Annotated in this window: 20 protein-coding genes; 9 read left to right on the top strand and 11 right to left on the bottom strand. The window is 61.7% G+C overall.

The genetic code is table 11. The features are described 5' to 3' along the window. Positions 1-9: 9 nt before the first annotated feature. The 4 genes from QRN46_RS02535 to QRN46_RS02550 all read left to right on the top strand — a co-directional run bounded on the left by QRN46_RS02535 (position 10) and on the right by QRN46_RS02550 (position 5,545). On the top strand, positions 10-888 hold the full coding sequence (locus tag QRN46_RS02535) for an endonuclease/exonuclease/phosphatase family protein (protein ID WP_011331775.1): 879 nt from the start codon (positions 10-12) through the stop codon (positions 886-888). Then, the gene (locus tag QRN46_RS02540) at positions 885-2,975 is read left to right on the top strand and encodes a diguanylate cyclase (RefSeq protein WP_011331774.1); all 2,091 of its coding nucleotides are present in this window, start codon (positions 885-887) and stop codon (positions 2,973-2,975) included. Before QRN46_RS02535 ends, QRN46_RS02540 begins: the two co-directional genes overlap by 4 nt. Before the next feature lie 101 nt (positions 2,976-3,076). Continuing rightward, on the top strand, positions 3,077-3,856 hold the full coding sequence (locus tag QRN46_RS02545; RefSeq protein ID WP_011331773.1) for an N-acetylmuramoyl-L-alanine amidase: 780 nt from the start codon (positions 3,077-3,079) through the stop codon (positions 3,854-3,856). A gap of 72 nt (positions 3,857-3,928) precedes the next feature. Next, positions 3,929-5,545: an EAL domain-containing protein gene (locus tag QRN46_RS02550; RefSeq protein WP_011331772.1), complete on the top strand. Its 1,617-nt coding sequence runs from the start codon at positions 3,929-3,931 to the stop codon at positions 5,543-5,545. Here the strand turns inward: QRN46_RS02550 and QRN46_RS02555 are convergent. Together QRN46_RS02555 and algB are read right to left on the bottom strand one after the other, a co-directional pair. Next, positions 5,542-7,332 (bottom strand): KinB sensor domain-containing domain, encoded by a 1,791-nt coding sequence (locus QRN46_RS02555; RefSeq protein WP_011331771.1) that lies wholly within the window; start codon positions 7,330-7,332, stop codon positions 5,542-5,544. The two genes, QRN46_RS02550 and QRN46_RS02555, sit on opposite strands and share 4 nt — an antisense overlap. A gap of 10 nt (positions 7,333-7,342) precedes the next feature. Continuing rightward, the gene (algB, locus tag QRN46_RS02560; protein ID WP_007954049.1) at positions 7,343-8,689 is read right to left on the bottom strand and encodes a sigma-54-dependent response regulator transcription factor AlgB; all 1,347 of its coding nucleotides are present in this window, start codon (positions 8,687-8,689) and stop codon (positions 7,343-7,345) included. A gap of 427 nt (positions 8,690-9,116) precedes the next feature. On the opposite strand from algB, the gene QRN46_RS02565 reads away from it, so the two are divergent. The 5 genes from QRN46_RS02565 to QRN46_RS02585 all read left to right on the top strand — a co-directional run bounded on the left by QRN46_RS02565 (position 9,117) and on the right by QRN46_RS02585 (position 13,461). Further along, complete coding sequence (locus tag QRN46_RS02565) at positions 9,117-9,401, top strand: hypothetical protein (RefSeq protein ID WP_011331770.1); 285 nt, start codon at positions 9,117-9,119, stop codon at positions 9,399-9,401. Positions 9,402-9,468: 67 nt separating this feature from the next. Continuing rightward, entirely contained in the window at positions 9,469-9,633 is a 165-nt protein-coding gene (locus QRN46_RS02570) for a DUF1328 domain-containing protein (protein ID WP_003177151.1), read from the top strand. A gap of 2 nt (positions 9,634-9,635) precedes the next feature. Further along, positions 9,636-10,100: an inhibitor of vertebrate lysozyme family protein gene (locus QRN46_RS02575; RefSeq protein WP_007954053.1), complete on the top strand. Its 465-nt coding sequence runs from the start codon at positions 9,636-9,638 to the stop codon at positions 10,098-10,100. Positions 10,101-10,797: 697 nt separating this feature from the next. Further along, the gene (gene gltP / locus QRN46_RS02580) at positions 10,798-12,129 is read left to right on the top strand and encodes a glutamate/aspartate:proton symporter GltP (protein WP_011331769.1); all 1,332 of its coding nucleotides are present in this window, start codon (positions 10,798-10,800) and stop codon (positions 12,127-12,129) included. A 102-nt stretch (positions 12,130-12,231) separates the two neighbouring features. Continuing rightward, positions 12,232-13,461 carry a spore maturation protein gene (locus QRN46_RS02585; protein WP_011331768.1) on the top strand — a complete coding sequence of 410 codons (1,230 nt, stop codon included), beginning with the start codon at positions 12,232-12,234 and terminating at the stop codon, positions 13,459-13,461. 3 nt (positions 13,462-13,464) lie between these two features. Here the strand turns inward: QRN46_RS02585 and QRN46_RS02590 are convergent, their stop codons facing one another. From QRN46_RS02590 to QRN46_RS02630, 9 genes are all read right to left on the bottom strand, one after another. Continuing rightward, on the bottom strand, positions 13,465-14,091 hold the full coding sequence (locus QRN46_RS02590) for an ABC-type transport auxiliary lipoprotein family protein (protein WP_201819645.1): 627 nt from the start codon (positions 14,089-14,091) through the stop codon (positions 13,465-13,467). After that, entirely contained in the window at positions 14,088-15,026 is a 939-nt protein-coding gene (locus QRN46_RS02595; protein ID WP_011331766.1) for an MlaD family protein, read from the bottom strand. Before QRN46_RS02595 ends, QRN46_RS02590 begins: the two co-directional genes overlap by 4 nt. Before the next feature lies 1 nt (position 15,027). Next, positions 15,028-15,831, bottom strand: coding sequence for an ABC transporter ATP-binding protein (locus QRN46_RS02600; RefSeq protein ID WP_011331765.1), 804 nt, complete (start codon positions 15,829-15,831; stop codon positions 15,028-15,030). Continuing rightward, entirely contained in the window at positions 15,828-16,976 is a 1,149-nt protein-coding gene (locus QRN46_RS02605; protein ID WP_011331764.1) for an ABC transporter permease, read from the bottom strand. Before QRN46_RS02605 ends, QRN46_RS02600 begins: the two co-directional genes overlap by 4 nt. 55 nt (positions 16,977-17,031) lie before the next feature. Next, positions 17,032-18,060 (bottom strand): DUF5924 family protein, encoded by a 1,029-nt coding sequence (locus QRN46_RS02610; protein WP_011331763.1) that lies wholly within the window; start codon positions 18,058-18,060, stop codon positions 17,032-17,034. 76 nt (positions 18,061-18,136) lie between these two features. Next, on the bottom strand, positions 18,137-19,528 hold the full coding sequence (locus tag QRN46_RS02615) for a M16 family metallopeptidase (RefSeq protein WP_285354245.1): 1,392 nt from the start codon (positions 19,526-19,528) through the stop codon (positions 18,137-18,139). A gap of 94 nt (positions 19,529-19,622) precedes the next feature. Further along, positions 19,623-21,281 (bottom strand): Na/Pi cotransporter family protein, encoded by a 1,659-nt coding sequence (locus tag QRN46_RS02620; protein WP_011331761.1) that lies wholly within the window; start codon positions 21,279-21,281, stop codon positions 19,623-19,625. Positions 21,282-21,495: 214 nt separating this feature from the next. Next, on the bottom strand, positions 21,496-22,263 hold the full coding sequence (locus tag QRN46_RS02625) for a TerC family protein (protein WP_285354246.1): 768 nt from the start codon (positions 22,261-22,263) through the stop codon (positions 21,496-21,498). Positions 22,264-22,334: 71 nt separating this feature from the next. Further along, entirely contained in the window at positions 22,335-23,642 is a 1,308-nt protein-coding gene (locus QRN46_RS02630; protein ID WP_007954069.1) for a CitMHS family transporter, read from the bottom strand. Positions 23,643-23,693 lie beyond the last annotated feature (51 nt).

The raw sequence follows: 23,693 nt of genomic DNA on the forward strand, positions 1-23,693 counted from the left end.
GCAATCGCCATGCGCCGCTGGGGAACCGAACGCGTCGTTGGCCTGCATGAACCGCAGGTCAACGAGCATCACCTGGAGTCGACGGGCCTGCCCGCAGACAGCCGTCTGCGCTTGCTCAGCTTCAATATTCAGGTCGGCATCAGCACCGAGCGCTATCGGCACTACCTGACCCGCAGCTGGCAGCATCTGCTGCCGCACCCCGGGCGTTCGAGCAATCTGCAAAAGATCGGCAATCTGCTTGGCGACTTCGATCTGGTCGCCCTGCAGGAAGCCGATGGCGGCAGCCTGCGTTCAGGTTACGTCAATCAGGTCGAACACCTGGCCCAGCTCGGTGCCTTCCCCTACTGGTATCAACAACTCAATCGCAACCTTGGCCGACTGGCCCAGCACAGCAATGGCGTGCTCAGTCGCCTGCGGCCGTGGGCGATCGAAGACCACCCGCTGCCGGGTCCGAAGGGACGCGGGGCGATTCTGGTGCGTTTTGGCGAAGGCCCTGAAGCGCTGGTGGTAGTGATGATGCACCTGGCGCTCGGCGCCAGGGTCCGCAGCATGCAACTGGCCTATATCCGCGAGCTGATCGGCGGCTACAAGCATCAGGTGCTGATGGGCGACATGAACACCCACGCCAGCGATCTGCTGCAACATTCACCGTTGCGCGACCTCGGCCTGCTGGCCCCGCAACTCGAAGCGACATTCCCCAGCTGGCGCCCGCAGCGCTGCCTGGACCATATTCTGCTCAGCCCGACCCTGACCCTGGAAAAGGTCGAAGTGCTGGCACAACCGATTTCCGATCACCTGCCGGTCGCGGTAGAGATTCGTCTGCCGGGTTCGCTCACGGCCGATGCATTGCCCGCGTTGAGCACTGCCCTTCGCGGAACCCCTGAATGAGCGACGAAGCCCAGCGCTGGAAAGAGAAATACCTCAAAAGCATCGAACAACAGGAAAAGCTCGAACGTCGATGGGACGCCCGGCTCGACCTGCTGCGCCGCGGCCTGGTGCGCAGCACCCTGGCGGCGGAAGGCACCGACCGCGTGGTCGATCAGTGCATGAAAGAGATGCGCGACGTGGTGCGCACCGATGACATGGACGCCGGCCTCGCCGCCCTGCTGCCACGTCTGGAAAAAGCCGTGCTCGATTCCGAGCAGCGCCGGGAAACCCGGATCGAGCAGGTCAGCACCGCACTGACTGCACTGGTCACTCAATTGCAATCCCTGCCGCTGCCCCGAGAAGTGGCCCAGCCGCTGAAGAAGTTCGCCAAGCAGCTGGACGGCCGGGTGAGTCAGGCAAGGGAAATGCCGCTGCTGCTCAGCGAACTCAGCGGCCTGCAGGGCAAGGCCTTGAGTCAGCTGGCGACGCCGACGGAACCGGGGCGTCCCGGGTTGTTGCAGCGCCTGTTCGGCAGCCGCGACAGCGAGGAAACCCCTGCTCAAGTGGCCCAGGCTCCTGCGGTGACCCCGTCAGTGCAGCCAGAGCAACCACCCGTCACACATGAAGCTGTGCCAGCGCCGCAAGCGCCTGTTACAAGCGCTGAACAGGTCGCCACTGCGCCCGTCAGCCCAGCGCTGATCGCCGCCCCCGTGGCCGAACCATCCAAAGCTCCAGAGCCAATCCCAGAAGACTTTACAGAGCCGGAGGTGGTCGCATTTGAGCCGGCCAGAATCCTCACCGAAGCGCCCAGCGCTCCCAGCGAACCAGAACCCGTCGAGCCGGAATCAAAGCTGCAACCCTTCACGCCTCCTCCGGTTTTCGCGCCGGCAGTGCCCACGGCCATTAACCCCGACGAGTTGATCCTCCCCGGCGATACCCCTCCGCCCGTGATCCTCGACAGCCTGCCCCTGCCCGAACCCATCGCCCAGGCATTGGCCGCCATCGATCCGGAACAATCCGAGCATGACATTCTCTATGCCCTGCCGGACTCGCCAGAGCCGTCCTACAGCTCGGTCGCCCGACACATCGAAGACACGCTGATTGGCTTGCTGGATGACCTGACCCTGCCGGAGCGCCACCGCCCGCAAGCCGAAGCCATGCGCGACCGGCTGAAAAATGGCCTTAACTGGTACGAACTACTACCGATCCTCGACGATCTTGCGACATTGATGCTGGCCATCACAGACAGCGGCCAGCACGAATTCGAAGCTTATCTGCAGCAACTCAATGAACGCCTCGAGGCATTCCAGAGCAACTTGCAGGCTGCCAGCGAAGGACACGCCGACAACAGCTCCGCCGCGAGAGCAATGGACACGCAGATCCGCGAACAGGTCGACGGCTTGCAGACCAGCGTCCAGGAGGCGGCGGATCTGAATGATCTCAAGCAAGTGCTGGAAAACCACCTCGAGGGCCTGCTCGGCACCATGGATCAGCACCAGAAGCAGCGCGACGCTCGGGAACAGGAAGTCGCCGGACGCCTGAAAAGCCTGGCCGAGCGCGTCGCGCACATGGAGCAGGAAGCGCTGGGCTATCGCGAACACCTCGAAGAGCAGCGCCAGAAAGCCCTGATCGATCCGCTCACCGGCCTGCCCAACCGCGCGGCCTGGACCGAACGGCTCGAACATGAAATCGCCCAGTGGCAGCAGCACGGCAACACTCTGAGCCTGGCCATGCTCGACCTCGATCACTTCAAGCGGATCAACGACAACTACGGGCACCTGGCCGGTGACAAGGTGTTGAAGATCATCGCCACAGTCCTGCGCAAGCGTATGCGTGGCAACGATTTCATCGCTCGTTTCGGCGGTGAGGAGTTTGTCCTGCTGCTTCCAGCCACCCCACCAGCGGTCGGCGCCAAACTCCTGGAAAACCTACGCGCCTCCATCGAGGCCTGCCCGTTTCACTTCAAGGGCGAGCGCGTCACGATCACGATCTCAATGGGACTGGCGGCGTTTCGGCCGGGAGAACACAGCGATCTGGTGCTCAAAAGAGCCGATCAGGCGCTTTATCGGGCGAAAAACGCGGGACGTAACCGGGTGGAGCTGGGCTGAGGCAATTGTTCCATATTGTTTAAATCAGCCCTTTAAGCGTCGAAGCGCAAGGCGATACGTTACACTGTTGCATTATCGTCTTGCGTGTACTGCCCTCTGCCATGAAATTTTTTACCCTCCTCGCGTCGCTCCTCTTACTGGCCGGTTGTGCCAGCGGCCCGCGTTTTGACACCAGCCATCCTTCGGTCAATCACGACAGTCGCGTGCAGTTTGTGATCGTGCACTACACCTCCGCCTCGCTTGAACGCTCACTTCAGTTGCTGACCCACGGCGAAGTCAGCAGTCATTACCTGATCGGCGACGACAAGAGCGCCACCATCTACAAGCTGATGGACGAAAACCTGCGGGCCTGGCATGCCGGAGAAAGCGAATGGCAAGGCCGGACCTGGCTCAACTCCAGCTCGATCGGTATCGAGATCGTCAATCCGGGCTTCAAGGACACACCGACCGGTCGCCTCTGGTATCCCTACAGCGAAGCCCAGGTGCAATCGCTCATCGTTCTGCTCAAGGACATCAGCAAACGCCAGGGCATCAGCCCGCGCCACATCATCGGCCATAGCGACATCGCCCCGTTGCGCAAGCTCGACCCGGGGCCGCTGTTCCCCTGGAAGCGCCTGGCAGCCGAAGGGCTGGGGCTCTGGCCCAATGAACAAGCGGTGGCACGCCAACAGGCGCAGTTCGACGCCGAACTGCCGAGCATCACCTGGTTCCAGAGCCAACTGGCGCGCCTGGGCTACTCGACGCCGCAGACCGGCGAGCTGGATGTGGCGACCCGGCACGTGCTCGCGGCCTTCCAGATGCACTACCGCCCTGCGCGCTTTGACGGCACGCCGGATGCGCAAACGGCAGCGTTGCTGCTGGTGCTGAATCAGACAAAATAATGACGCCCGCCCGACGGTCAGGGCGAAAATGCAATCAGCAGCTATAACTCATTGGTAATTCTTCGGATATCCATGATGGTTGCTACCCGAGAGACGCTGCGTAGCTGGTTTTATCGCCCCTGGTTTCTGGCGATGATCGCGGCTGTCCTCAGTGCGAGCCTGCTGATCACCGGTGGGCTGTTCGTGGCCATGCGCCAGGTCGAACAAAGCGAAAGCCAGGAAATGAACGCTCAGGGCGAGCGGTTCCTGGCGCGTCTGGAGCAACTGTTCGGCCAGTTGCGCGAAAGCCTCGACGACCTCGAAGCCCAGCCCTTGCGAAGTTGCGACGACGAAATGATCGCCACGTTGCAGCAAGTGACGTTCAACTATCGCTTCGTCTATGAAGCGGCCTACATGGATGCCACGCGGATCTGCTCGAACCGCCCGCGTCAGGAAGGCCTGTCGGTGATCCGCCCTCCGGACATCAAAGGCCCGACGTACAGCTATTGGCTGAACACCACCACCGAACCCGATGAAAATCGCGCAGCGTTGATGCTCGGGCGCGGCAACTTTCGCGTGGCCACCTCACGCGGGCATCTGACCGACATGGTTGATCTGTCGCCCGGCAGCAGTCTGCTGGTGGTGCTCGATCATGGAACCCGAGCGATTCCGGTACTTGGCGTGCCACAGGCCTGGCCACCCACCGAGCCCTGGCCGCCGAAAACCCCGAATGCGCTGCAAGTTACCCAGTCGCACCTGATCTATCGCATGCCCACCGACAACCCGGAATACCAACTGGTGCTGATCAGCCCACGCACGGGCATGCACATTCCGGAGCTCTGGTGGTGGATGGTGCCGTTCTGCCTCGTGCTTGGGGCGTTTGTCGGAGTTCTGGTGTTCTGGATCGTCCGCCAGCGCCAATCGCTGGACGCAGAGCTGCACGGCGCGATCCGCCGGGGCGAATTGCAGGTGCTGTATCAACCGATCTTCGATCTCGACAGTCGCAACTGCGTCGGCGCCGAAGCCCTGCTGCGCTGGCGCCGGCCGGACGGCACGCTGACCAGCCCTGACCTGTTCATCCCGATGGCCGAGAACACCGGGCAGATTCGCCAGATGACCGACTTCGTCCTGCAACGCTTGCTCGAGCAGCTCGGCCAGCTGCTGCGAGCCAATCCGCAACTGTACATCTCGGTGAACCTGGCCGCCTGCGACGTGATGGTGCCGCGCATCGGCCAGGTCATGGCGCGGCTGTTGACCCTGCACCGGGTCGCGGCGCGGCAGATTGCTTTTGAGGTGACCGAACGTGGCCTGATCGATGTGGTGGTGGCCCGGGAAAACCTGCAAGCGCTGAGGGATGTCGGCCATCAAGTGCTGATCGACGATTTCGGCACCGGTTATTGCAGCCTGGCGTACCTGCAAACCTTGCCGGTGGACTGCCTGAAGATCGACAAGGCATTCATCGACGCCCTCGGCCATGACGCCGCCAGCAGCGGTGTCGCGCCGCACATCATTCACATGGCCCAGGCCCTGGACCTGAAAGTGATCGCCGAAGGTATCGAATTCGAGTCCCAGGCGGCACTGCTGAGCAGCGAAGGAGTGAAGTTCGGCCAAGGCTGGCTGTTCGCCCACGCCTTGAGCGCGGTGCAGTTCATCGAGCTGATAACACGTGGACGGCGACTCGCCGGGCGCCGGTTGGACGATGAGGCCTAGACCGCCAGCGCCATGTAGAACTGCGTGCCCTGCCCCGGCCGCGAGTAAACACCCATTCGCCCACCGTGCAGCTGGACGATTTCCTTGCACAGCGCCAAACCGAGCCCGGCCCCGCCCTTTTTCCTGCCGACCTGGACGAAGGGTTCGAAGATCCGCCCCTGCTGACCGTAGGCAATCCCTTCACCGTTGTCTTCGACGCTGATGATCACCCGCTCGCCATGGCGCCGGGCCTGCAAGCGGATCAGCCCGTCGCGCGCGGTGTGGCGCAAGGCGTTGTCGATCAGGTTGTCGAGGACTCGATCAAGCTGCGCCTGATCCGCCTGCAAGCGTGGCAGCGAGCCCTGCGCTTCGACATTCAGGGCAACGCCCTTCTGCGCTGCTGAATCGGCGAAACGCAAACGCGCCCGCTCCAGCAGTTCCTCGATGGAGCAAGGCGCCAACGTAAGTTTTTGCAAACCACTCTGATAGCGCGAGAAGTTCAGCAGATCGTTGATCAGCTGCATCAGGCGCTGCATTTCCTCATTAACCGTGTCGAGCAGGTCGGACTCCCGAGACTCCTCAGGAAACTTGGCCCGTTCGCGAAACAGCCCGAACGCCATGTGCATGCCCGTGACCGGTGTGCGCAATTCGTGAGACGCACGCAGGACAAACTCGCTGCGTACCCGTTCGAAGGCGCGTTGCTCGGTGACGTCATGCAAAACCATCACAGCACCGAGGATATGTCCCTGGGTATGACTGACGGGCGTCAGGCTGTAGGTCAGCAGGCGCGATTCGCCATCAACCTCGATGCTCAAATCTTCCGGTGCCCGTTCAAGGGTACCGCCGCGCAGTACCAATTGCAGTTGTGCATCCAGCTCGGGTCGCTGAAGCGCCGTGCCGAGGCCCTCGCCGAAGCGATCGCTGTCCCAGCCCAGTTGCCGCTGGGCCACCGGGTTCAAGTGTTCCAGTCGACCCTGACGGTCGATCATCAACAAGCCGTCATCGATGCTGTCGAGTACCGCTTGCAGACGCTGCTGGCCGGCAAGCAATTCGTCGACGTTGGTCGCCTGATGTTCGCGCAGGGCTTCGGCCATGAGCCCGAAGCGCCGGGTCAGGAGGTTGATCTCCATCGCCGAGGACACTGGCAGGGTCACTTCGAAATTGCCTTGGCCGATATTGTCCGCCGCTTTGGCCAGCGCTTCGATCGGCGCACCAAAACGCCGGGCAATGCCCTGGGCGGTAACGAAGCCAATGATCAGCACCGCCAGCCCCACCAGTCCCAACAGGCCAGCGATCAGCAACGCGCGGTCGCGAGCGGCGTGCTGGACCGAATTGATGTTGTTCAGCGCGTGTTTGTGTTCGGTGATCAACCCGTTGCGCAAGGTGTTGAAGCGCTCACGCAAGTCGCCACCGCCGCTCAGGGCAGCAGCCGGGTCGCGGGAGATGTCGAACGCCTGGAGGAAGCTCAGGTAATCGGCTTTGGCCTGACTGAATCCATACTGGCGATCGTCGTCTTTCTGCTCTTGGGCGATGCCCTCGTCGAGCAACTGGAAGTAATGCTGTTTGGACGCTTCGAACGCCACGGGGTCGGGCTTTTCGGCGAGCATCATGATCAGTTGATCGCCGAGTGTCTGGCGCAGCTTGAGCCCCAGATCCAGGGTGACAAAGTTGTTGCGGATCAGCGCCTCCTGAGTGCCGGCCATCTGCATCACACTGACCAGCCCGAGCATCAACCCGAGCAAGGCCACGGTGATCAGCGCGGAAATGCTCAGGAACAAGCGAGTCCGCAACTTCATCGCCAGTTTCATCGGCGGATGCTCACAGGTTGTACTGCTTGCGCTTGCGATACAGGGTCGAGGCGTCGATCCCCAGAGTCTTGGCAGCCTGATCGAGGGTCCCGGCGGTCGCCAGTACTGCGCCGATGTGAGCCTTTTCCAGCTCGTCGAGGCTCAGCGCGGCGCCGACCCGTGGCGCGTTGTTGGCCGGTTGCTCGGCCATGCCGAGGTGGCTGATTTCCACGCGCTCCTGCGGGCAGATGATGCTCGCCCGCTCGACCACGTTGCGCAGCTCACGGATGTTGCCGGGCCAACGGTAGCCCAGCAGTGCTTCGCGAGCCTCGTCGCTGAAGCCCCGTGCCGGACGCGCATACTCCTTCACGAAACGGGCGAGGAAACGGTCGGCCAGGGTCAGGATGTCTTCGGCCCGCTCGCGCAGCGGCGGCAAATGCAGGGTGATGACGTTCAGGCGATAGAGCAGGTCTTCACGGAAACGGCCGTCGCGCACCATGTCCTCAAGATTGAGGTTGGTGGCGGCGAGGATGCGCACATCGGCGCGGCGGGTGACCGGATCCCCTACCCGCTCATATTCCTTGTCCTGAATGAACCGCAGCAACTTGGGTTGCAATGTCAGCGGAAAATCGCCGATCTCGTCGAGAAACAGCGTACCGCCATCGGCCTGATTGACCCGACCGAGCGTGCTTTCGCTGGCCCCGGTGAAGGCGCCACGACTGTGACCAAACAGCTCGCTCTCCATTAATTCGGCGGTCAGTGACGGGCAATTGATGGTCACACAGGATTTCTTCTCGCGCTTGCTCCAGCCGTGAATCGCCCGGGCCAGCTCACCTTTACCGGTGCCGGACTCGCCGAGGATCAGGATGTTGGCGTCGGTGCCCGCCACTTGCCGCGCGGTTTCCAGTACGACTTTCATCGCCGGGCTGTGGGAATCGAGGCCGTCCTTGGGTTTGCGGATCTCGCCTTCGAGGGCTTCCAGACGCGCCGACAGCTGGCGCACTTCAAGCTGCTTGGCGGTCGCCAGGCGCAATTGATCCGGGCTGCACGGTTTGACCAGATAATCGGCAGCGCCGGCCTGAATCGCGTCTACCGCGGTATCGACGGCCGAATGGGCGGTAACGATGACCACCCGCATCCACGGCGCCTGAATGCGCATCTGCGCGAGTACATCGAGGCCGTTGTCTTCACCCAGGCGTAAATCAAGGAAGCACAGGTCGAACACCTGGCGTTGCAGCAGCGCGTCAGCCTGAGCCGCACTGTTGGCGGTGGCGACGGTATAACCTTCGTCTTCGAGGCAATAACGAAAGGTTCGCAGGATGGCGGATTCATCGTCCACCAGCAGAATGCGGCCTTGGTGCTCAGTGGCTGATTCCATTTTTCCTACGCTCCATAAGTGAATGTCTTGGGTTAGTCCCGGAAAAATCGGGCAAGTTGCATGGTTGATTCTGATCGATTCCAGTCATAGCAGGGTAGCTCTCTCCTGCCCTAACGGCTAATCCACTGATTTCATTAGTTTTTTACACATCGCACAGTTTCAGGTCGGTTTCCTGCCTACTTTTCTGACATCCGTACCCTGTCCTCAATTCAAAAATAATGATTTCTCCTACGAAATAATCGTGCATTACGCACGACCCTATGCGGACCATCGTGCAGGATGCGTCGTCAGGAATTTTCATACCGTTTGTAACTAGCTGATTTTGTTGGTTTTTTTCAAACAAAAAAGCTGGCACGCAGGCTGCAATACCTCTTTCAGCCCGGGCAGATATGCACTGCCCCAATCGAACAAGAGTGAGGAACCCAGGATGACTCGCCCACGTGCCGCCCAAATGCGTATCTCGCCACTGCACTTGCAGCAGGCCCTGTTTGGCGCACTTGCGCTGCTGATCACTTTGATCGCCTGCCAGCAATACCTGCGCTGGGAACACAGTCAGCAACCTGAGCCTTTGATCTCGATGCAACACGCGACGCAGACGCACTTCAGCGCCGTCAGCAGCAGCCAGGCCGACAACGGCGCGATGCGCATGATGGACGTCGACCAGCCACAGCCACTGGGCGACATGCCCCGCGAAGAACGCTGGGTTTTCTGATCAACGAATCTGGGCGCCCCCGCGCCGAGACCGGCAACATCCCTAAATAGAAGCAAGGAGAATCACCATGTTGAGCTGGGCAATCACATTCCTGATCATTGCCATCATCGCTGCAGTACTGGGCTTCGGTGGTATCGCGGGCACCGCCACGGGTATCGCCAAGATTCTCTTTGTCGTGTTCCTGGTGATGTTCATCGCTTCCTTCTTCTTTGGCCGTCGCGGTCGAGGTTGAACATGAAGGGTTTAAAGACATTGGCAGCCGCCCTGCTCCTGGGCGGTAGTGCCATGGCGATGGCGGCCAATGACGGCCAGGCGCGGGTCAACGAACTGCTGAGTTCCGACCCGCAATACAGGGAAACCTGGGAAGGCGTGGTGAAGAAGGAAGAACGCCTGCCGGAATGGGTAATGAACCTCTCCGGCGCGCCGGACCAACAGATGAATGCCGTGACTGAAGATGGCGATCAGTATCTGGTGGGGCCGCTCTGCGAATCGCAGGACAAATGCCTCAACCACCGTCTGATCGTCGCCTTCAGCTTCGACAAGAAACATGCTTACGCCATGTTGGTCGATGTGCCCGAAGGACTGCCGGCCGACAAGTCGCCAACGCGACATGCCACCTACCGCTTCCTCGGCAAGCCCGACCAGGGCATGCAGGATCTGTTGATGGAAACGCTGAAGAAAGATCCGAACTGGTATTGAACACGAGGGCAGCCGAAAAGCTGTCCTCCATTGCGTCGGCCCGAGGAAGGCCGGTGCATGACCAGGGGGCCGGGACGTTCTGACTGTTGCAGGGTCGGAGTGACCTACGGGTACAGGGAGTGCCTGCGATGAGGGCCGGGTCAGGGTAAAAGCTGCGACGCAAGTCCGCCAACCGAAGCGGTTCGACGGACTTGCGCTGAGCTTTCAACGTGACAAAACGTTGATCCAGAGCGTTCTGGTCTTCATTTTTATCGCCCACACTGCGTGCGAAAGCATTTCGCGGTGTTTCCTGGCGACCGTATATCGAGAAAGAGTCGATCCACCAAGTCGGACATTTAGTTTCCGTACGTAGGCTTTTTCCTAAATTTTTCGTCGAAATCACTCGTTCAAAAAACAACCAACCTACGCTGTAATGGCCGGTTCACGGCACTTATGCCTGCCGAAATGTCGTATTCGAACCGGTTGGGACGCCAGTTTCATTTAAAAAAGCTCATGCCGATTCGGCATAGGGTAGGCGTTTACGGCATTAGACGGCGCAACCTTGCATCGGAATAGTTGCGCCTTTTTTCGCCTGCCGGAGAGCCGTAAACACGCGCTTCGGGGCACCTTATACGGAGGCAGATGCACAGACTTTTCCGCTGATGAGCGTTCCAGTTCCTGCATGTGCCTGAGTCAAACGCAAGTAAGGGTAAAGATAATGAAGAAGGCAAAGCTTAGCCTCGCCTGGCAGATCCTCATCGGTCTGGTATTGGGAATTGCAATCGGTGCGTTGCTCAACCATTTCAGTGCCGAGAAGGCCTGGTGGATCAGCAATGTCCTGCAACCGGCAGGCGATATCTTTATCCGTCTGATCAAAATGATCGTGATCCCGATCGTTATCTCTTCCCTGATCGTCGGCATCGCCGGCGTGGGCGACGCCAAGAAGCTCGGGCGCATCGGCCTGAAGACCATCATCTACTTCGAAATCGTCACCACCATCGCCATCGTTGTCGGCCTGCTGCTGGCCAACCTGTTCCACCCGGGTGCCGGCATCGACATGAGCACCCTGGGCACTGTGGATATCTCCAAGTACCAGGCGACCGCCGCCGAAGTGCAGCATGAACACGCGTTCATCGAGACCATCCTCAACCTGATCCCGTCGAACATCTTCGCGGCCATGGCCCGCGGCGAGATGCTGCCGATCATCTTCTTCTCCGTACTGTTCGGTCTCGGTCTGTCGAGCCTGCAGTCGGACCTGCGCGAGCCGCTGGTAAAGATGTTCCAGGGCGTCTCGGAAAGCATGTTCAAAGTCACCCACATGATCATGAACTACGCCCCGATCGGCGTATTCGCCCTGATCGCGGTGACCGTGGCCAACTTCGGTTTCGCCTCACTGCTGCCGCTGGCCAAACTGGTAATCCTGGTTTACGTCGCCATCGCCTTCTTCGCCTTCGTGATTCTCGGCCTGATCGCCAAGATGTTCGGTTTCTCGGTGATCAAGCTGATGCGCATCTTCAAGGATGAGTTGGTGCTGGCTTACTCCACCGCTTCCTCGGAAACCGTGCTGCCACGGGTGATCGAGAAGATGGAAGCCTACGGCGCACCGAAAGCCATCTGCAGTTTCGTAGTGCCGACCGGCTACTCGTTCAACCTCGACGGCTCGACCCTGTACCAGTCCATCGCGGCGATTTTCATTGCCCAGCTGTACGGCATCGACCTGTCGATCAGCCAGCAACTGCTGCTGGTCCTGACCCTGATGGTTACCTCCAAAGGCATCGCCGGCGTACCGGGCGTGTCCTTCGTGGTGCTGCTGGCCACCCTGGGCAGCGTGGGTATTCCGCTGGAAGGCCTGGCCTTCATCGCCGGTGTCGACCGTGTGATGGACATGGCGCGGACCGCCCTGAACGTGATCGGCAACGCCCTCGCCGTACTGGTCATCGCCCGTTGGGAAGGCATGTACGACGACGCCAAGGGCCAGCGCTACTGGAACTCGCTGCCGCATTGGCGCAGCAAGGAAAAACTGCCGGCCGGTGACGTTTCGAAAAACTGATCCCGCCCGCAAGGCACCCTGACAAACCCCGGAGAAATCCGGGGTTTGTCGTTTCTGGCGACCCCGCTATCATTCGCCGCATCTTCCGGGGGGATTTGACTGATGCTTAATGGCCTGTGGCTTGGCTTCTTCGTCGTGGCAGCCGTTTCGGCGCTGGGGCAATGGCTGATCGGCGGCAACGCCGGGATCTTCGCGGCGATGGTGGAAAGCATTTTTGCCATGGCCAAGCTGTCGGTCGAAGTCATGGTGCTGCTGTTCGGCACGCTGACCCTGTGGCTGGGCTTCCTGCGCATCGCCGAGAAGGCCGGAATCGTCGAGTGGCTGGCCAAAGTGCTCGGGCCACTGTTCCTGCGCCTGATGCCGGAAGTTCCAGCCGGACATCCCGCGCTGGGTCTGATCACCCTGAACTTCGCCGCCAACGGCCTGGGCCTGGACAATGCCGCCACGCCGATCGGCCTCAAAGCCATGAAGGCGCTGCAGGAGCTCAATCCCAGCTCGACCATCGCCAGCAATGCGCAAATCCTGTTCCTGGTGCTCAACGCGTCTTCCCTGACCCTGCTGCCGGTGACGATCTTTATGTACCGCGCCCAACAAGGCGCGCCGGACCCGACGCTGGTGTTCCTGCCGATCCTGCTGGCGACCAGTTGCTCGACCATCGTCGGCTTCCTGTCGGTGGCGTTCATGCAGCGCCTGCGGGTCTGGGACCCGGTGGTGCTGGCTTATCTGATTCCCGGCGCGCTGATCCTCGGCGGCTTCATGGCGTTGCTCGCGACGATGTCGGCCACTGCACTGGCGGGGCTGTCGTCGATCCTCGGCAACCTGACGCTGTTCGGCCTGATCATGCTGTTCCTGGTGATCGGCGCGTTGCGCAAAGTGAAGGTCTACGAGGCCTTCGTCGAAGGTGCGAAGGAAGGTTTCGACGTGGCCAAGAACCTGCTGCCGTACCTGGTGGCGATGCTCTGCGCGATCGGCGTATTGCGCGCATCGGGCGCGCTGGACTTCGGCCTCGACGGCATCCGCCATCTGGTGGAGTGGGCAGGGTGGGACACGCGCTTCGTCGATGCGCTGCCGACTGCGATGGTCAAACCGTTCTCCGGCAGCGCCGCCCGGGCGATGCTGATCGAGACGATGAAGACCTCGGGCGTGGACAGCTTCCCGGCGCTGGTGGCCGCAACGATCCAGGGCAGCACCGAAACCACGTTCTACGTATTGGCGGTGTACTTCGGCGCGGTGGGCATCCAGCGCGCCCGGCATGCCGTCGGTTGCGCGCTGCTGGCCGAACTCGCGGGCGTGCTCGGCGCTATCGGTGTCTGCTACTGGTTCTTCGGTTAAGCCTCAAGGCCGGGCAGGTGGGGCAACCTTCTGCCCTTGCTCCACCGCCCACGCCACGACTTTCGCGGTGAGACGATCACTGGCCTGCCCGAATCCGGCCACCACCGCCGGAACCTTCACATCACTGAGCGGCTGACGCTCTTCAAAGCGGCGACTGGCGAGAATCCGCTGGTCGTAACCGCGCACCAGCAACGCATCGACACGCACCACCACGCTGGCCTGTGTGCCCTGATACTCGGTCTGAAACGCCTGCAGGCTGCCGCCCAGTTCCAGGTCTGCCTGGAAATTGCTGTCGTCGGTGCTCAACAGCGATACCCGGCCATCGCGCTGAAAACCATCGAGCAAGCGGTTACGCACCAGCACCGGCGCCGGATCGCTCCAGCGCGAGGCCTTGTAGCTGCTGATCACATCGCCCTGAGGAATCACCGCGATGCTTGGTCGGTTCAGCGCTTCGCTGGCCTGCAGTTTGTTCAGGCGCAGCGACCAATGCTGAGTCGCCGACGAACCGGCCGAGGCGGGCGCCTGTGCGGCTGGCAAACGGTAGACGTCCAGCGGTTCGGACTTGGGCAGGATCGAGCATGCGCTGATCAACGTGAAGCCGGCTAGGAGGGCGAGGCGAGTCAGCTTCATGGCGTGAACTCCTTGTTCTTGTCACTGCCCAGCAGGTAACCGCTGGGGTTGGCCTCCAGGCGTTGGGAAATGGCGCGCAGCGAGTTCAGGGTTTCGCGCAGTTCGCGGATCGCCGGGGCCAGGCCGTTGAGGCCCTGCATGCCGCTGTCGAGGGAATTCTGATTCTTGCTGAGCAGGCCGTTGATGGTGACGCTGCTTTGCTCCAGGGATTTCATCGCCTGTTCGGCACTGCCGAGCGCCTGTTTGCCCTGATCGTTGAGCAGGCCGTTGGCGTTGCGCATCAACGCGGACGTCTGTTCAAGCATGTTGCCCGCCTGTTTGCCGACCGTCGCCAGTTGCTGCATGGCCTGACGCAGGTCGCCGCGCTGATCGTTGATCGAGCCAGTGGTCTGCTCCAGATGCTCGAGGGTCTTGCTCACGCGCTCGATGTTGTCGGCAGAGAACATCTGATTGGCATTACTGAGCAACGTCGTGACCCCGCTCATCAAATCGTTGCTGTCGCTGAGCAGCCGCGAAATGGGCGAAGGCGAGGCGACGATGGTCGGCAGGTTGCCGTCATGGCCCTTGAGTTTCGAGCTTTGCGGCGTGCCCCCGCTGAGCTGGATGATCGAGGTGCCGGTGATCCCGGCCAAGGCCAGTTTGGCCTCGGTGTCTTCCTTGACCGGCGTGTCGCCAGCCAGGCGAATCCGTGCCAGCACTCGACGCGGGTCCTTCGGGTCGAGGCGCAGGCTGACCACGTCGCCGACCTTGATCCCGCTGTACTGCACCGGACTGCCCCGGGACAGACCGCTGACCGCCTCGTTGAACACGACTTCGTAATCCTTGAACTCGGTATCGACACTGGACTTGGCCAGCCACAGACCGAAGAGCAGGGCGCCTGCCACCACAATCACCGTGAACAGGCCGATCAATACATGATGGGCTCGGGTTTCCATGTCAGACCTCGTTGAGCTGTGTGGCGGCGTCCAGCGCCGAGCGGCCGCGAGGGCCGTGGAAGTATTCGTGAATCCACGCGTCGTCGGTTTCCGAGACCACGTCGATGGGGCCCGCCACCAGCACTTTCTTCTGCGCCAGTACCGCGACGCGGTCGGTGATGGTGTAGAGCGTGTCGAGGTCGTGGGTCACCAGAAACACGCTCAGGCCCAGCGCGTCGCGCAGGGTCAGGATCAATTGGTCGAACTGCGCCGCGCCAATCGGATCGAGGCCGGCGGTGGGTTCGTCGAGAAACAGGATGTCCGGATCCAGCGCCAGCGCCCGGGCCAGCGCCGCGCGCTTGATCATGCCGCCGGACAGTGAGGCCGGGTACTTGTCCGCCGCCGACAGCGGCAGCCCGGCCAGCGCCAGCTTCACTGCCGCCAGATGTTCGGCGTCGTCGCGGCTCAGCCCGGCGTGTTCGATGAGGGGCAGGGCGACGTTCTCGGTGACGGTCAGCGACGAGAACAGCGCGCCCTTCTGGAACAGCACACCGAAGCGCCGCTCGATCAGCGAACGCTCATGCTCCGGCAGGCTCGGCAGGTTCTGGCCGAACACCTTGACCATGCCTTCGCTGGGCCGGCGCAGGCCGACGATGCTGCGCAGCAGCACCGACTTGCCGCTGCCGGAACCGCCGACCACGGCCAGGATCTCGCCTTTGTACAAGTCGAGGTCGAGGTTCTCGTGCACGCTCTGGTGGCCGAAGCGATTGCACAGGCCACGAACTTCGATCACCGCCTCGGAGGGCGTGCGGGGTAGACGACTCACCAGCCCATCTCCATGAAAAACAGCGCGGCGACCGCATCGAGCACGATCACCACGAAAATCGATTGCACCACGCTTGAGGTGGTGTGGGCGCCGACCGATTCGGCGCTGCCGCTGACCTTGAAGCCTTCCAGACAGCCGATGGCGGCGATCAGGAACGCAAAGATCGGGGCTTTGACCAGGCCCACCAGGAAATGTTGAATCCCTATGTCGCTTTGCAGCAGCGACAGGAACATCGCCGGCGAGATATCCAGCGACACCGCGCAGACCACCGCGCCGCCGACGATCCCGCAGATCATCGCCAGAAACGTCAGCATCGGCAGCGCCACCAGCAGCGCCAACACCCGCGGTACCACCAGCAATTCCATGGGGTCGAGGCCGAGGGTACGAATCGCGTCTATTTCCTCGTTGGCCTTCATCGAGCCGATCTGCGCGGTGAAGGCACTGGCGGTGCGGCCGGCCATCAGAATCGCCGTGAGCAGCACGCCGAACTCGCGCAGGAAGGCGAAGCCGACCAGATCCACGGTGAACACGCTGGCGCCGAAACTGGCCAGCACCGTCGCCCCGAGGAATGCCACCACGGCCCCCACCAGAAAGGTCAGCAACGCCACGATGGGCGCGGCGTCGAGGCCGGTCTGTTCGATGTGCGCAATCATCGGCGTGATCCGCCAGCGCTTGGGCCGGAACAGGCTGCGGGCGATGGTTTCGAGGATCAGGCCGACGAAGCCGAGCAACTGCAGGGTGTCCTGCCAGACCGTATCGACGGCCCGGCCGATGCGCGTCAGCAGTTGCACGCTGACGCTGATTTCCGGTTCCTTGATCGGCACGCAGAAGTCGGTCAGCGAGCGATACACGGTTTGCAGCAAGGCGCGGTCGGCGCTGGAAATCGTGCAGTCGGGGTGTTCGGCGGACTTGCCCAGCCGCTCGGAGCCGAGCAGTTCCACCAGCAACGACGCGCCGGCGGTGTCGAGGGCGCCGAGGCCGTTTAGATCGATCGGGGTGTTGGCGTCGTACTGGCCGTTGAGCGTTTCGCTCAGTTGCTTGAGCTCGGCGTAATGGGCAAGCGTCCAGTCCCCGGTCACCCGCAGGCGGGCAGGGGTGATCGAGGTGTCCAGGCGGGCACTGCCGGTCGTTGGGCTGCTGGTCATAAGCTCCGTGCTTGTTCGGCTTTTGAGACGAACCTACGTAATAGCACGAACCCGGTTACTTTTCTTTGGTCGGTGTGCTGTCCGTGACCTCGAAGCGCAGCACGCCGATCACCTGTCCGTCCTCGGTCAACACCCGCACCTGCCACTTGCCCGCCGGGTTGCCGGGGAAGTTCTGCTTGTGGGTCCAGGCCCGGTAGCCTTCCTTGCGCCCGCCGTGAATGTCGAGGGCGATGCGGTCGACCTCTTTGCCGTTGAACTGCCAGACGTGATAAATCCGCTCGTCGAGCCCGCGCGGCGCGTTGATCGCGGTGTAGGCGTAGAGCCCGCCACCACGGATCTGCTCGGCGCTGACTTCCTTGAGGCTGGCGCCCGGAACCCGGTCCTGCACCTGAGTGCTGATCGCCACGTCGGTCATCCATAGCGTCGCCGGCGGCACCCACGAACGCAGGACCCAGCCCACGCCACCGATGCCGACCGTGATACACAGGATCGCCAAGGCATTGCGTACGGTGCGGATCGGGAAGATCGACGCCAGGCTCGGGAACGACAGCAGCACCGCAATCCCCAGTGCCCATTTGAAGCTCTGCGAGGTGGTCAGGTGCATGATCACCGGCAGCGCCGTGAGCAGGGCGGCGAACAGGGTCAGGGTATGCAGCGCGAGGAACGCCCAGCGCCGTGGCGCCAGCCACTTGTAGTAGAGCGGGTCGACGATCGAGATCAGCGCCGCGATGCACAACAGCCCGGTGAAAAACAGCTGGCCGCTGTTCCAGGTGGTGGTGATGAAGAAGAACGGCAGGACGAAAAACAGGCTTTCCTGGTGGATCATCTGCGTCGCGTAACGCAGCAGCGGCTGGGGGATTTCCCGTTTGAAGATCCTTGTGAACAGCCTGGTCAGGCTGTTTTCCAGCATCAGCCAGATCCAGCTCAGCAGCATGATCGTGGTGATCCAGCTCGCCAGCCCCTGTTGCCGGTCGACCAGAATGAAGCTGCCGACCCCGGAGATGAAACCGCCGAGCGCAATGACCCCGGGGTAGCGCTTCATCAGTTCGAGAATGCGCTGAATCAGGAGGGTCAATTTAGACATGGGGGCGGTTCACGACTGGATAGGAAAAAAACCTCGACAGAGTACCGCCCGCCGGGCCCCGTGGCGAGGCTGCCGGTCATTCCGGATCCACGGATTTGCGCCGATGCAGGTGCCAGCCGAGCAGAATCAGCACCAGCACGCCCAATCCGCCCGCCAGCAGCCACAACACTTGATCGTCGCTGAGCAGCGGTTTCTCGATCCGCAGATAACCCGGTTGCAGCAACAACTCGCGCATGGCCTTGTTCGCCGCCTCCAGCGTCACGCCTTGCAGCTCCCGCGCAGGATCGGCAAAGCGGCCATCCTCGTAGTCGCCCAGCGCGCTCCAGTAGTAATCGGCCAATGCACTGGTGCCTTGCACGGCCCAGGCCTGATGGGCGATGGCGGCTTGTTTCAAGCGATTGAAGGTGTCGGCGTCGAGGCCGTTTTTCAGCAGGCCGGCCTTGAGGTCTTCCAGCACTTGTTCGGCTTCGGCGATGTCACCGCGATCCAGATCGGCGTTGAGGCTCATGAAGCCGACACCGCCGAACACTTCGCGCTCGGCCCACGGCCCGTAGGACAAACCGTGGTTCAGGCGCAATTGGCGGTACAGCGCCCACTCCAGGTATTCCTTGAGCAGGTCGAAGGTTTCATCGTACTGATCGTCCAGCACCGGCTCCGGCACCAGCCAGTGCAGCTTGGCGCTGTTGCCGATGAAGCCGCGAGTGATCGTGCGTTCGTGGGCGGCGCTGGCGCGGATGTCAGGCAATGGACGGTGCTCGCTCGGCTCGACCGCTTCGAGCGCGCCCCACGCCCGTTCCAGATAGGCCGGCAGCAGTTTGTCGAGGTCACCGACGACGATCAGGGTCATGTTGTTCGGCGCGTACCAGGCCTTGCGCACCTTATCCAGCTGCTCGCGGGTCAGGCCATCGACTTCGGCCCGCTGCGGGCATTTCAGGCCCAGCTCGACCGCCAGTTGATTGCTTGCAGTGTGGCCCAGGTCCTGCCGGTCGAGAAAGCGCTGCAGGCGGGTGTAGTGACCACCGTCCTCGCGCTCGACCACCCGCTTGGCGGCGTTGATCGCGTTGTCGTCGAAGCGGGTCTGGGTCAGCAGTGCCAGCAGCAGGTCGAGGACCTTGCGCTGGTTTTTCGCAGGGGCTTCGATGACGAACGTGGTATCGGCGTTGCTGGTGAAAGCGTTCCAGTCACCGCCGAGGGCCTGCATGCGTTCTTCGAGGCCACCTTCGCCGGTGGCGTCGATGCCGCTGAACAGCAAGTGTTCGAGCAGGTGCGGCAGCTCCTTTTCATTGCAGTCGAAATCGTCGAGACCGACACCGATCACCAGCCGGATCGCCACGTGCCCACGCTCGGTGCCGGGCTTGAGCAGCAATTGCAAACCGTTGGGCAGCGCATAGCCTTCGACCTGAAAACGATCCAGGGCGAAGGCGGGCAGGGAACCGAGCAGCAGACAGGCGAACAACAGGCAACGCATAACGAGCTTCCATACGGCTGAATTGGAGATCCGTGTCGTCAGTCCGGCCGCGAGGCCAAACCTTGAGTTACTGACTGACCGCAACCCCAGACGTTCAAGGCGAATGCGTGATGTCCGCCATATCGTCCGCCGCCAGCGCGCCGGTATCGGAAGTTTCCAGCACCACATAGGCGCTGCTGCAGAACAGCGAGTTCAGGCGTTTCATGTCGGCAATCAACTCCAGGTGCAACGAACTGGTCTCGATACTCTGCACGATCTTGCGTTGCAACCGGCTGACATGGGCGTGGGCCAGACGTCGTTCCTGTGCGCGAAAGCGCCGTTTCTCGCGCAGCAACTGGCGGGCGCTCTCCTTGTCGCCGCTGAGGAACACCGACAGCCCGAGCCGCAGGTTGGCGATCAATTGCTGGTGCAGGCCGGCCAATTCTTCCAGCCCGTCTTCGGAAAACGACCGGCGTTGCGAAGTCTTCTGCTGCTGCACCTTGCGCAGCATGCGTTCGATCAGGTCGCTGGCGAGTTTAAGGTTGATCGCCAGCTCGATAATTTCCGCCCAGCGCCGACTGTCCTGTTCGCCGAGATCCTCGCGGGGCATCTGCGCCAGGTACAGCTTGATCGCGCTGTACAGCGCTTCGACATCATCGGTCAGCTTGCGCATTTCCTGGGTGACGGCGGTCTGCTTGCCGCGCAGCACGTCGAGGGTCGCGTCGAGCATGTTGTCGATCAGGTCGCCCATGCGCAGGGTTTCCCGGGCGGCGTTGGCCAGCGCCAGACTCGGCGTGACCAGCGCGGTGGGATCAAGGTGACGGGGCTTGGCGGTGCCATTGACCTCGGGGCGCTCCGGCAGCAGCCAGGCACACAGCCGCGCCATCGGGCCGACGCTCGGGAGCAGGATCAGGCAGCGCGCGGTGTTGTAGAGCAGATGGAAGCCGATGACCATTTCCTGAGGGCTGAAATCCAGGCTGTCGATCCAGTGCACCAGCGGGTCGAGCACCGGGATGATCAGCAGCAGCCCGATCAGTTTGTACAGCAGGCTGCCCAGCGCCACCTGCCGGCCGGCGGCGTTCTGCATGCTGGTGCTCATGAACGCCAGCACGCCGCTGCCGATGTTGGCACCAATCACCAGACCGATCGCCACCGGCAGACTGATCACCGCAGCGCCGGCGAGCGTGGCGGTCAGCAGCACGGCCGCCAGACTGGAGTAGGAAATCATCGCGAACAGCGCGCCCACCAGAGCGTCGAGCAGGATATCGCCAGTCAGCGACGCGAAAATCACCTTCACCCCTTGGGCATGGGTGATCGGCGCAGCGGCCTCGACGATCAATTGCAGCGCCAGAATGATCAGCCCAAGCCCAATGGACACGCGGCCCATCTGCCCGAGCCGGGTCTGTTTGCGCGACAGAAAGAAAATCACCCCGATAAAAATCAGCAGCGGCGACAGCCACGACAGGTCGAACGTCAGCACCCGCGCCATCAGCGCCGTACCGACATCGGCACCGAGCATGGTCGCCAGGGCCGGGGTCAACGCCATCAGGCCCTGACCGACAAAGGACGTCACGAGCATGGCGGTGGCGTTGCTGCTCTGCACCATCGCAGTGACAACGATGCCGGCGACAAAGGCCAGCCAGCGCCTGGACATGTTCTGGCCGATCACGTGGCGCAGATTGGTGCCGTACACCCGCAGGATGCCGGTACGAACGATGTGCGTGCCCCAGATCAGCAGGGCCACGGCAGACAGCAAATTGAGCAGGGTGAGCATGCAGACCCCCTGTAATGGCAGCGCCCCAGAGGGGCAAGTTGACGGTACCGCGCAATTTCTACGTTCTGATACTTAAGCTGTAGTTGGCTAACGGTCTGGGCGCCAGCATTGCACAGCTAAAGCGGGGATTGAAACAAAAGTGTCATGAAAACAGGTTCATGCAGCCATGAAAAAAGGGCCCGAAGGCCCTTTGATCATCAGTGCAGCATTCGGGTTACTGACCCGGAATATCCTTGCGCAGTTTTACCGGATCCTGCTGTTTCTTCTTTTTCGCGATGGCGGTGCGCATCTTGATGTTGATCGCTTCGACCGCCAGCGAGAACGCCATGGCGAAGTAGACGTAGCCTTTCGGTACGTGCACGTCGAACGATTCGGCAATCAGCACGGTACCCACCACCAGCAGGAACGACAGCGCGAGCATTTTCAGCGATGGGTGCTTGTCGATGAACTCGCTGATCTTGCCCGAGGCCAGCATCATCACCAGCACCGCCACGATGATCGCCGCGACCATCACAGGCACGTGGGACACCATGCCGACAGCAGTGATCACCGAGTCCAGCGAGAACACGATGTCGATGATCGCGATCTGGATGATGGTGTAGAGGAAATTGCCGCCCTTGCCGCCGGGCGTCTCGTCGCTTTCGTCTTCACCTTCCAGAGCGTGGTACATCTCCTGGGAGCTTTTCCACAGCAGGAACAGGCCACCGAAGAACAGGATCAGGTCGCGACCGGAAATGCCCTGGCCGAACACTTCGAACAGGTCGGCGGTGAGGCGCATGACCCAGGTGATCGACAGCAGCAACAGGATCCGCGTGATCATGGCCAGGCCAAGACCGAAGATCCGGGTGCGCTGCTGCATGTGTTTGGGCATGCGGCTGACCAGGATCGAAATCATGATGATGTTATCGATGCCCAGAACGATTTCCAGGGCGGTCAGGGTGAAGAAGGCAACCCAGATCTCAGGGTTGGTCAGCCATTCCATGTGTATTCCTTTGAGCGAGTGTTAAACCAGGACGCCAGCAATCAGCTGGCGTCCTGGTGAGTTTGGTGCCGTTACAACGTGCTGAACAGCGGGAAAGTGCCCAACAGCAAGGCAGCGACCAGTATGCACAGGCAGACCAGCACTGCCCACTTCAGGGTGAAACGCTGATGATCGCCGAACTCGATCCCCGCCAGTGCCACCAGCAGGTATGTCGACGGCACCAGTGGGCTCAGCAGGTGAACCGGCTGACCGACGATCGAGGCACGGGCCATTTCCACTGCGGTGATGCCGTAATGGCTGGCCGCTTCGGACAACACCGGCAACACACCGTAGTAGAACGCGTCGTTCGACATGAAGAACGTGAACGGCATGCTCACCAGCGCCGTGATCACCGCCAGGTACGGGCCGAGGAAATCAGGGATCACCGCCAGCAGGCTTTTCGACATCGCGTCGACCATGCCGGTGCCCGACAGGATACCGGTGAAAATGCCCGCCGCGAAGATCAGACTGACCACCGACAGCACGCTGCCGGCGTGGGCCGCGACGCGATCCTTCTGCATTTGCAGGCAAGGGTAGTTGACGATCATGGCAATACTGAACGCCACCATGAACAGCACCGGCAGCGGCAGCAGGCCGGCGATCAGGGTGCACATCAGCGCCAGGGTCAGCAGGCCGTTGAACCAGATCAGTTTCGGACGGCGGGCATCCGGGAATTGCGAGACGCTGATTTCGCTGTGATCGATTTCGTCGCCGATCAGGTGCAGCTCGCCCAGACGCGCACGCTCACGTTTGCCATAGAAGTAGGCAATGATCAGGATCGCTACCACACCGGCAGCCATCGCCGGGATCATCGGTACGAAGATGTCCGACGGGTCCACGTGCAGCGCGCTCGCCGCACGGGCGGTCGGGCCACCCCATGGGGTCATGTTCATCACGCCGCCGGCGAGGATGATCAGACCGGCCATGATCCGCGGGCTCATGCCGATGCGGCTGTACAGCGGCAGCATCGCGGCCACGCAGATCATGTATGTGGTCGCGCCGTCACCATCGAGGGAAACGACGAGCGCCAGTACGGCGGTGCCGACCGAAACTTTCAGCGGGTCGCCCTTGACCAGTTTGAGGATCTTGCGCACGGCCGGGTCGAACAGTCCGGAGTCGATCATCAGGGCGAAATACAGAATCGCGAACATCAGCATCACGCCGGTCGGCGCAAGCTTGGTAATACCTTCGAGCATCATCGGGCCGATCTTCGGCGCGAAACCACCGAACAGGGCGAACAGGATCGGGATGATGATCAGAGCGATCAGCGCAGACAGGCGCTTGGTCATGATCAGGAACATGAACGTGATGACCATGGCGAAGCCAAGGAAAGTCAGCATGGGAATACTCCAGGCGTAGCGCGGCTAGGTAAGTGAGCGGATCGGGCGGGA

Origin of the sequence: Pseudomonas sp. lyk4-R2A-10 (assembly GCF_030209075.1) — a bacterium.
GTDB classification, from domain to species: domain Bacteria; phylum Pseudomonadota; class Gammaproteobacteria; order Pseudomonadales; family Pseudomonadaceae; genus Aquipseudomonas; species Aquipseudomonas glycinae.

What these genes read in the sequence shown, in the direction of transcription:
- QRN46_RS02535 (WP_011331775.1), top strand. Translation starts at nt 10, where the DNA reads ATGCGCCGCTGGGGAACCGAACGCGTCGTTGGCCTGCATGAACCGCAG.
- QRN46_RS02540 (WP_011331774.1), top strand. Translation starts at nt 885, where the DNA reads ATGAGCGACGAAGCCCAGCGCTGGAAAGAGAAATACCTCAAAAGCATC.
- QRN46_RS02545 (WP_011331773.1), top strand. Translation starts at nt 3,077, where the DNA reads ATGAAATTTTTTACCCTCCTCGCGTCGCTCCTCTTACTGGCCGGTTGT.
- QRN46_RS02550 (WP_011331772.1), top strand. Translation starts at nt 3,929, where the DNA reads ATGATGGTTGCTACCCGAGAGACGCTGCGTAGCTGGTTTTATCGCCCC.
- QRN46_RS02555 (WP_011331771.1), bottom strand. Translation starts at nt 7,332, where the DNA reads ATGAAACTGGCGATGAAGTTGCGGACTCGCTTGTTCCTGAGCATTTCC.
- algB (WP_007954049.1), bottom strand. Translation starts at nt 8,689, where the DNA reads ATGGAATCAGCCACTGAGCACCAAGGCCGCATTCTGCTGGTGGACGAT.
- QRN46_RS02565 (WP_011331770.1), top strand. Translation starts at nt 9,117, where the DNA reads ATGACTCGCCCACGTGCCGCCCAAATGCGTATCTCGCCACTGCACTTG.
- QRN46_RS02570 (WP_003177151.1), top strand. Translation starts at nt 9,469, where the DNA reads ATGTTGAGCTGGGCAATCACATTCCTGATCATTGCCATCATCGCTGCA.
- QRN46_RS02575 (WP_007954053.1), top strand. Translation starts at nt 9,636, where the DNA reads ATGAAGGGTTTAAAGACATTGGCAGCCGCCCTGCTCCTGGGCGGTAGT.
- gltP (WP_011331769.1), top strand. Translation starts at nt 10,798, where the DNA reads ATGAAGAAGGCAAAGCTTAGCCTCGCCTGGCAGATCCTCATCGGTCTG.
- QRN46_RS02585 (WP_011331768.1), top strand. Translation starts at nt 12,232, where the DNA reads ATGCTTAATGGCCTGTGGCTTGGCTTCTTCGTCGTGGCAGCCGTTTCG.
- QRN46_RS02590 (WP_201819645.1), bottom strand. Translation starts at nt 14,091, where the DNA reads ATGAAGCTGACTCGCCTCGCCCTCCTAGCCGGCTTCACGTTGATCAGC.
- QRN46_RS02595 (WP_011331766.1), bottom strand. Translation starts at nt 15,026, where the DNA reads ATGGAAACCCGAGCCCATCATGTATTGATCGGCCTGTTCACGGTGATT.
- QRN46_RS02605 (WP_011331764.1), bottom strand. Translation starts at nt 16,976, where the DNA reads ATGACCAGCAGCCCAACGACCGGCAGTGCCCGCCTGGACACCTCGATC.
- QRN46_RS02610 (WP_011331763.1), bottom strand. Translation starts at nt 18,060, where the DNA reads ATGTCTAAATTGACCCTCCTGATTCAGCGCATTCTCGAACTGATGAAG.
- QRN46_RS02615 (WP_285354245.1), bottom strand. Translation starts at nt 19,528, where the DNA reads ATGCGTTGCCTGTTGTTCGCCTGTCTGCTGCTCGGTTCCCTGCCCGCC.
- QRN46_RS02620 (WP_011331761.1), bottom strand. Translation starts at nt 21,281, where the DNA reads ATGCTCACCCTGCTCAATTTGCTGTCTGCCGTGGCCCTGCTGATCTGG.
- QRN46_RS02625 (WP_285354246.1), bottom strand. Translation starts at nt 22,263, where the DNA reads ATGGAATGGCTGACCAACCCTGAGATCTGGGTTGCCTTCTTCACCCTG.
- QRN46_RS02630 (WP_007954069.1), bottom strand. Translation starts at nt 23,642, where the DNA reads ATGCTGACTTTCCTTGGCTTCGCCATGGTCATCACGTTCATGTTCCTG.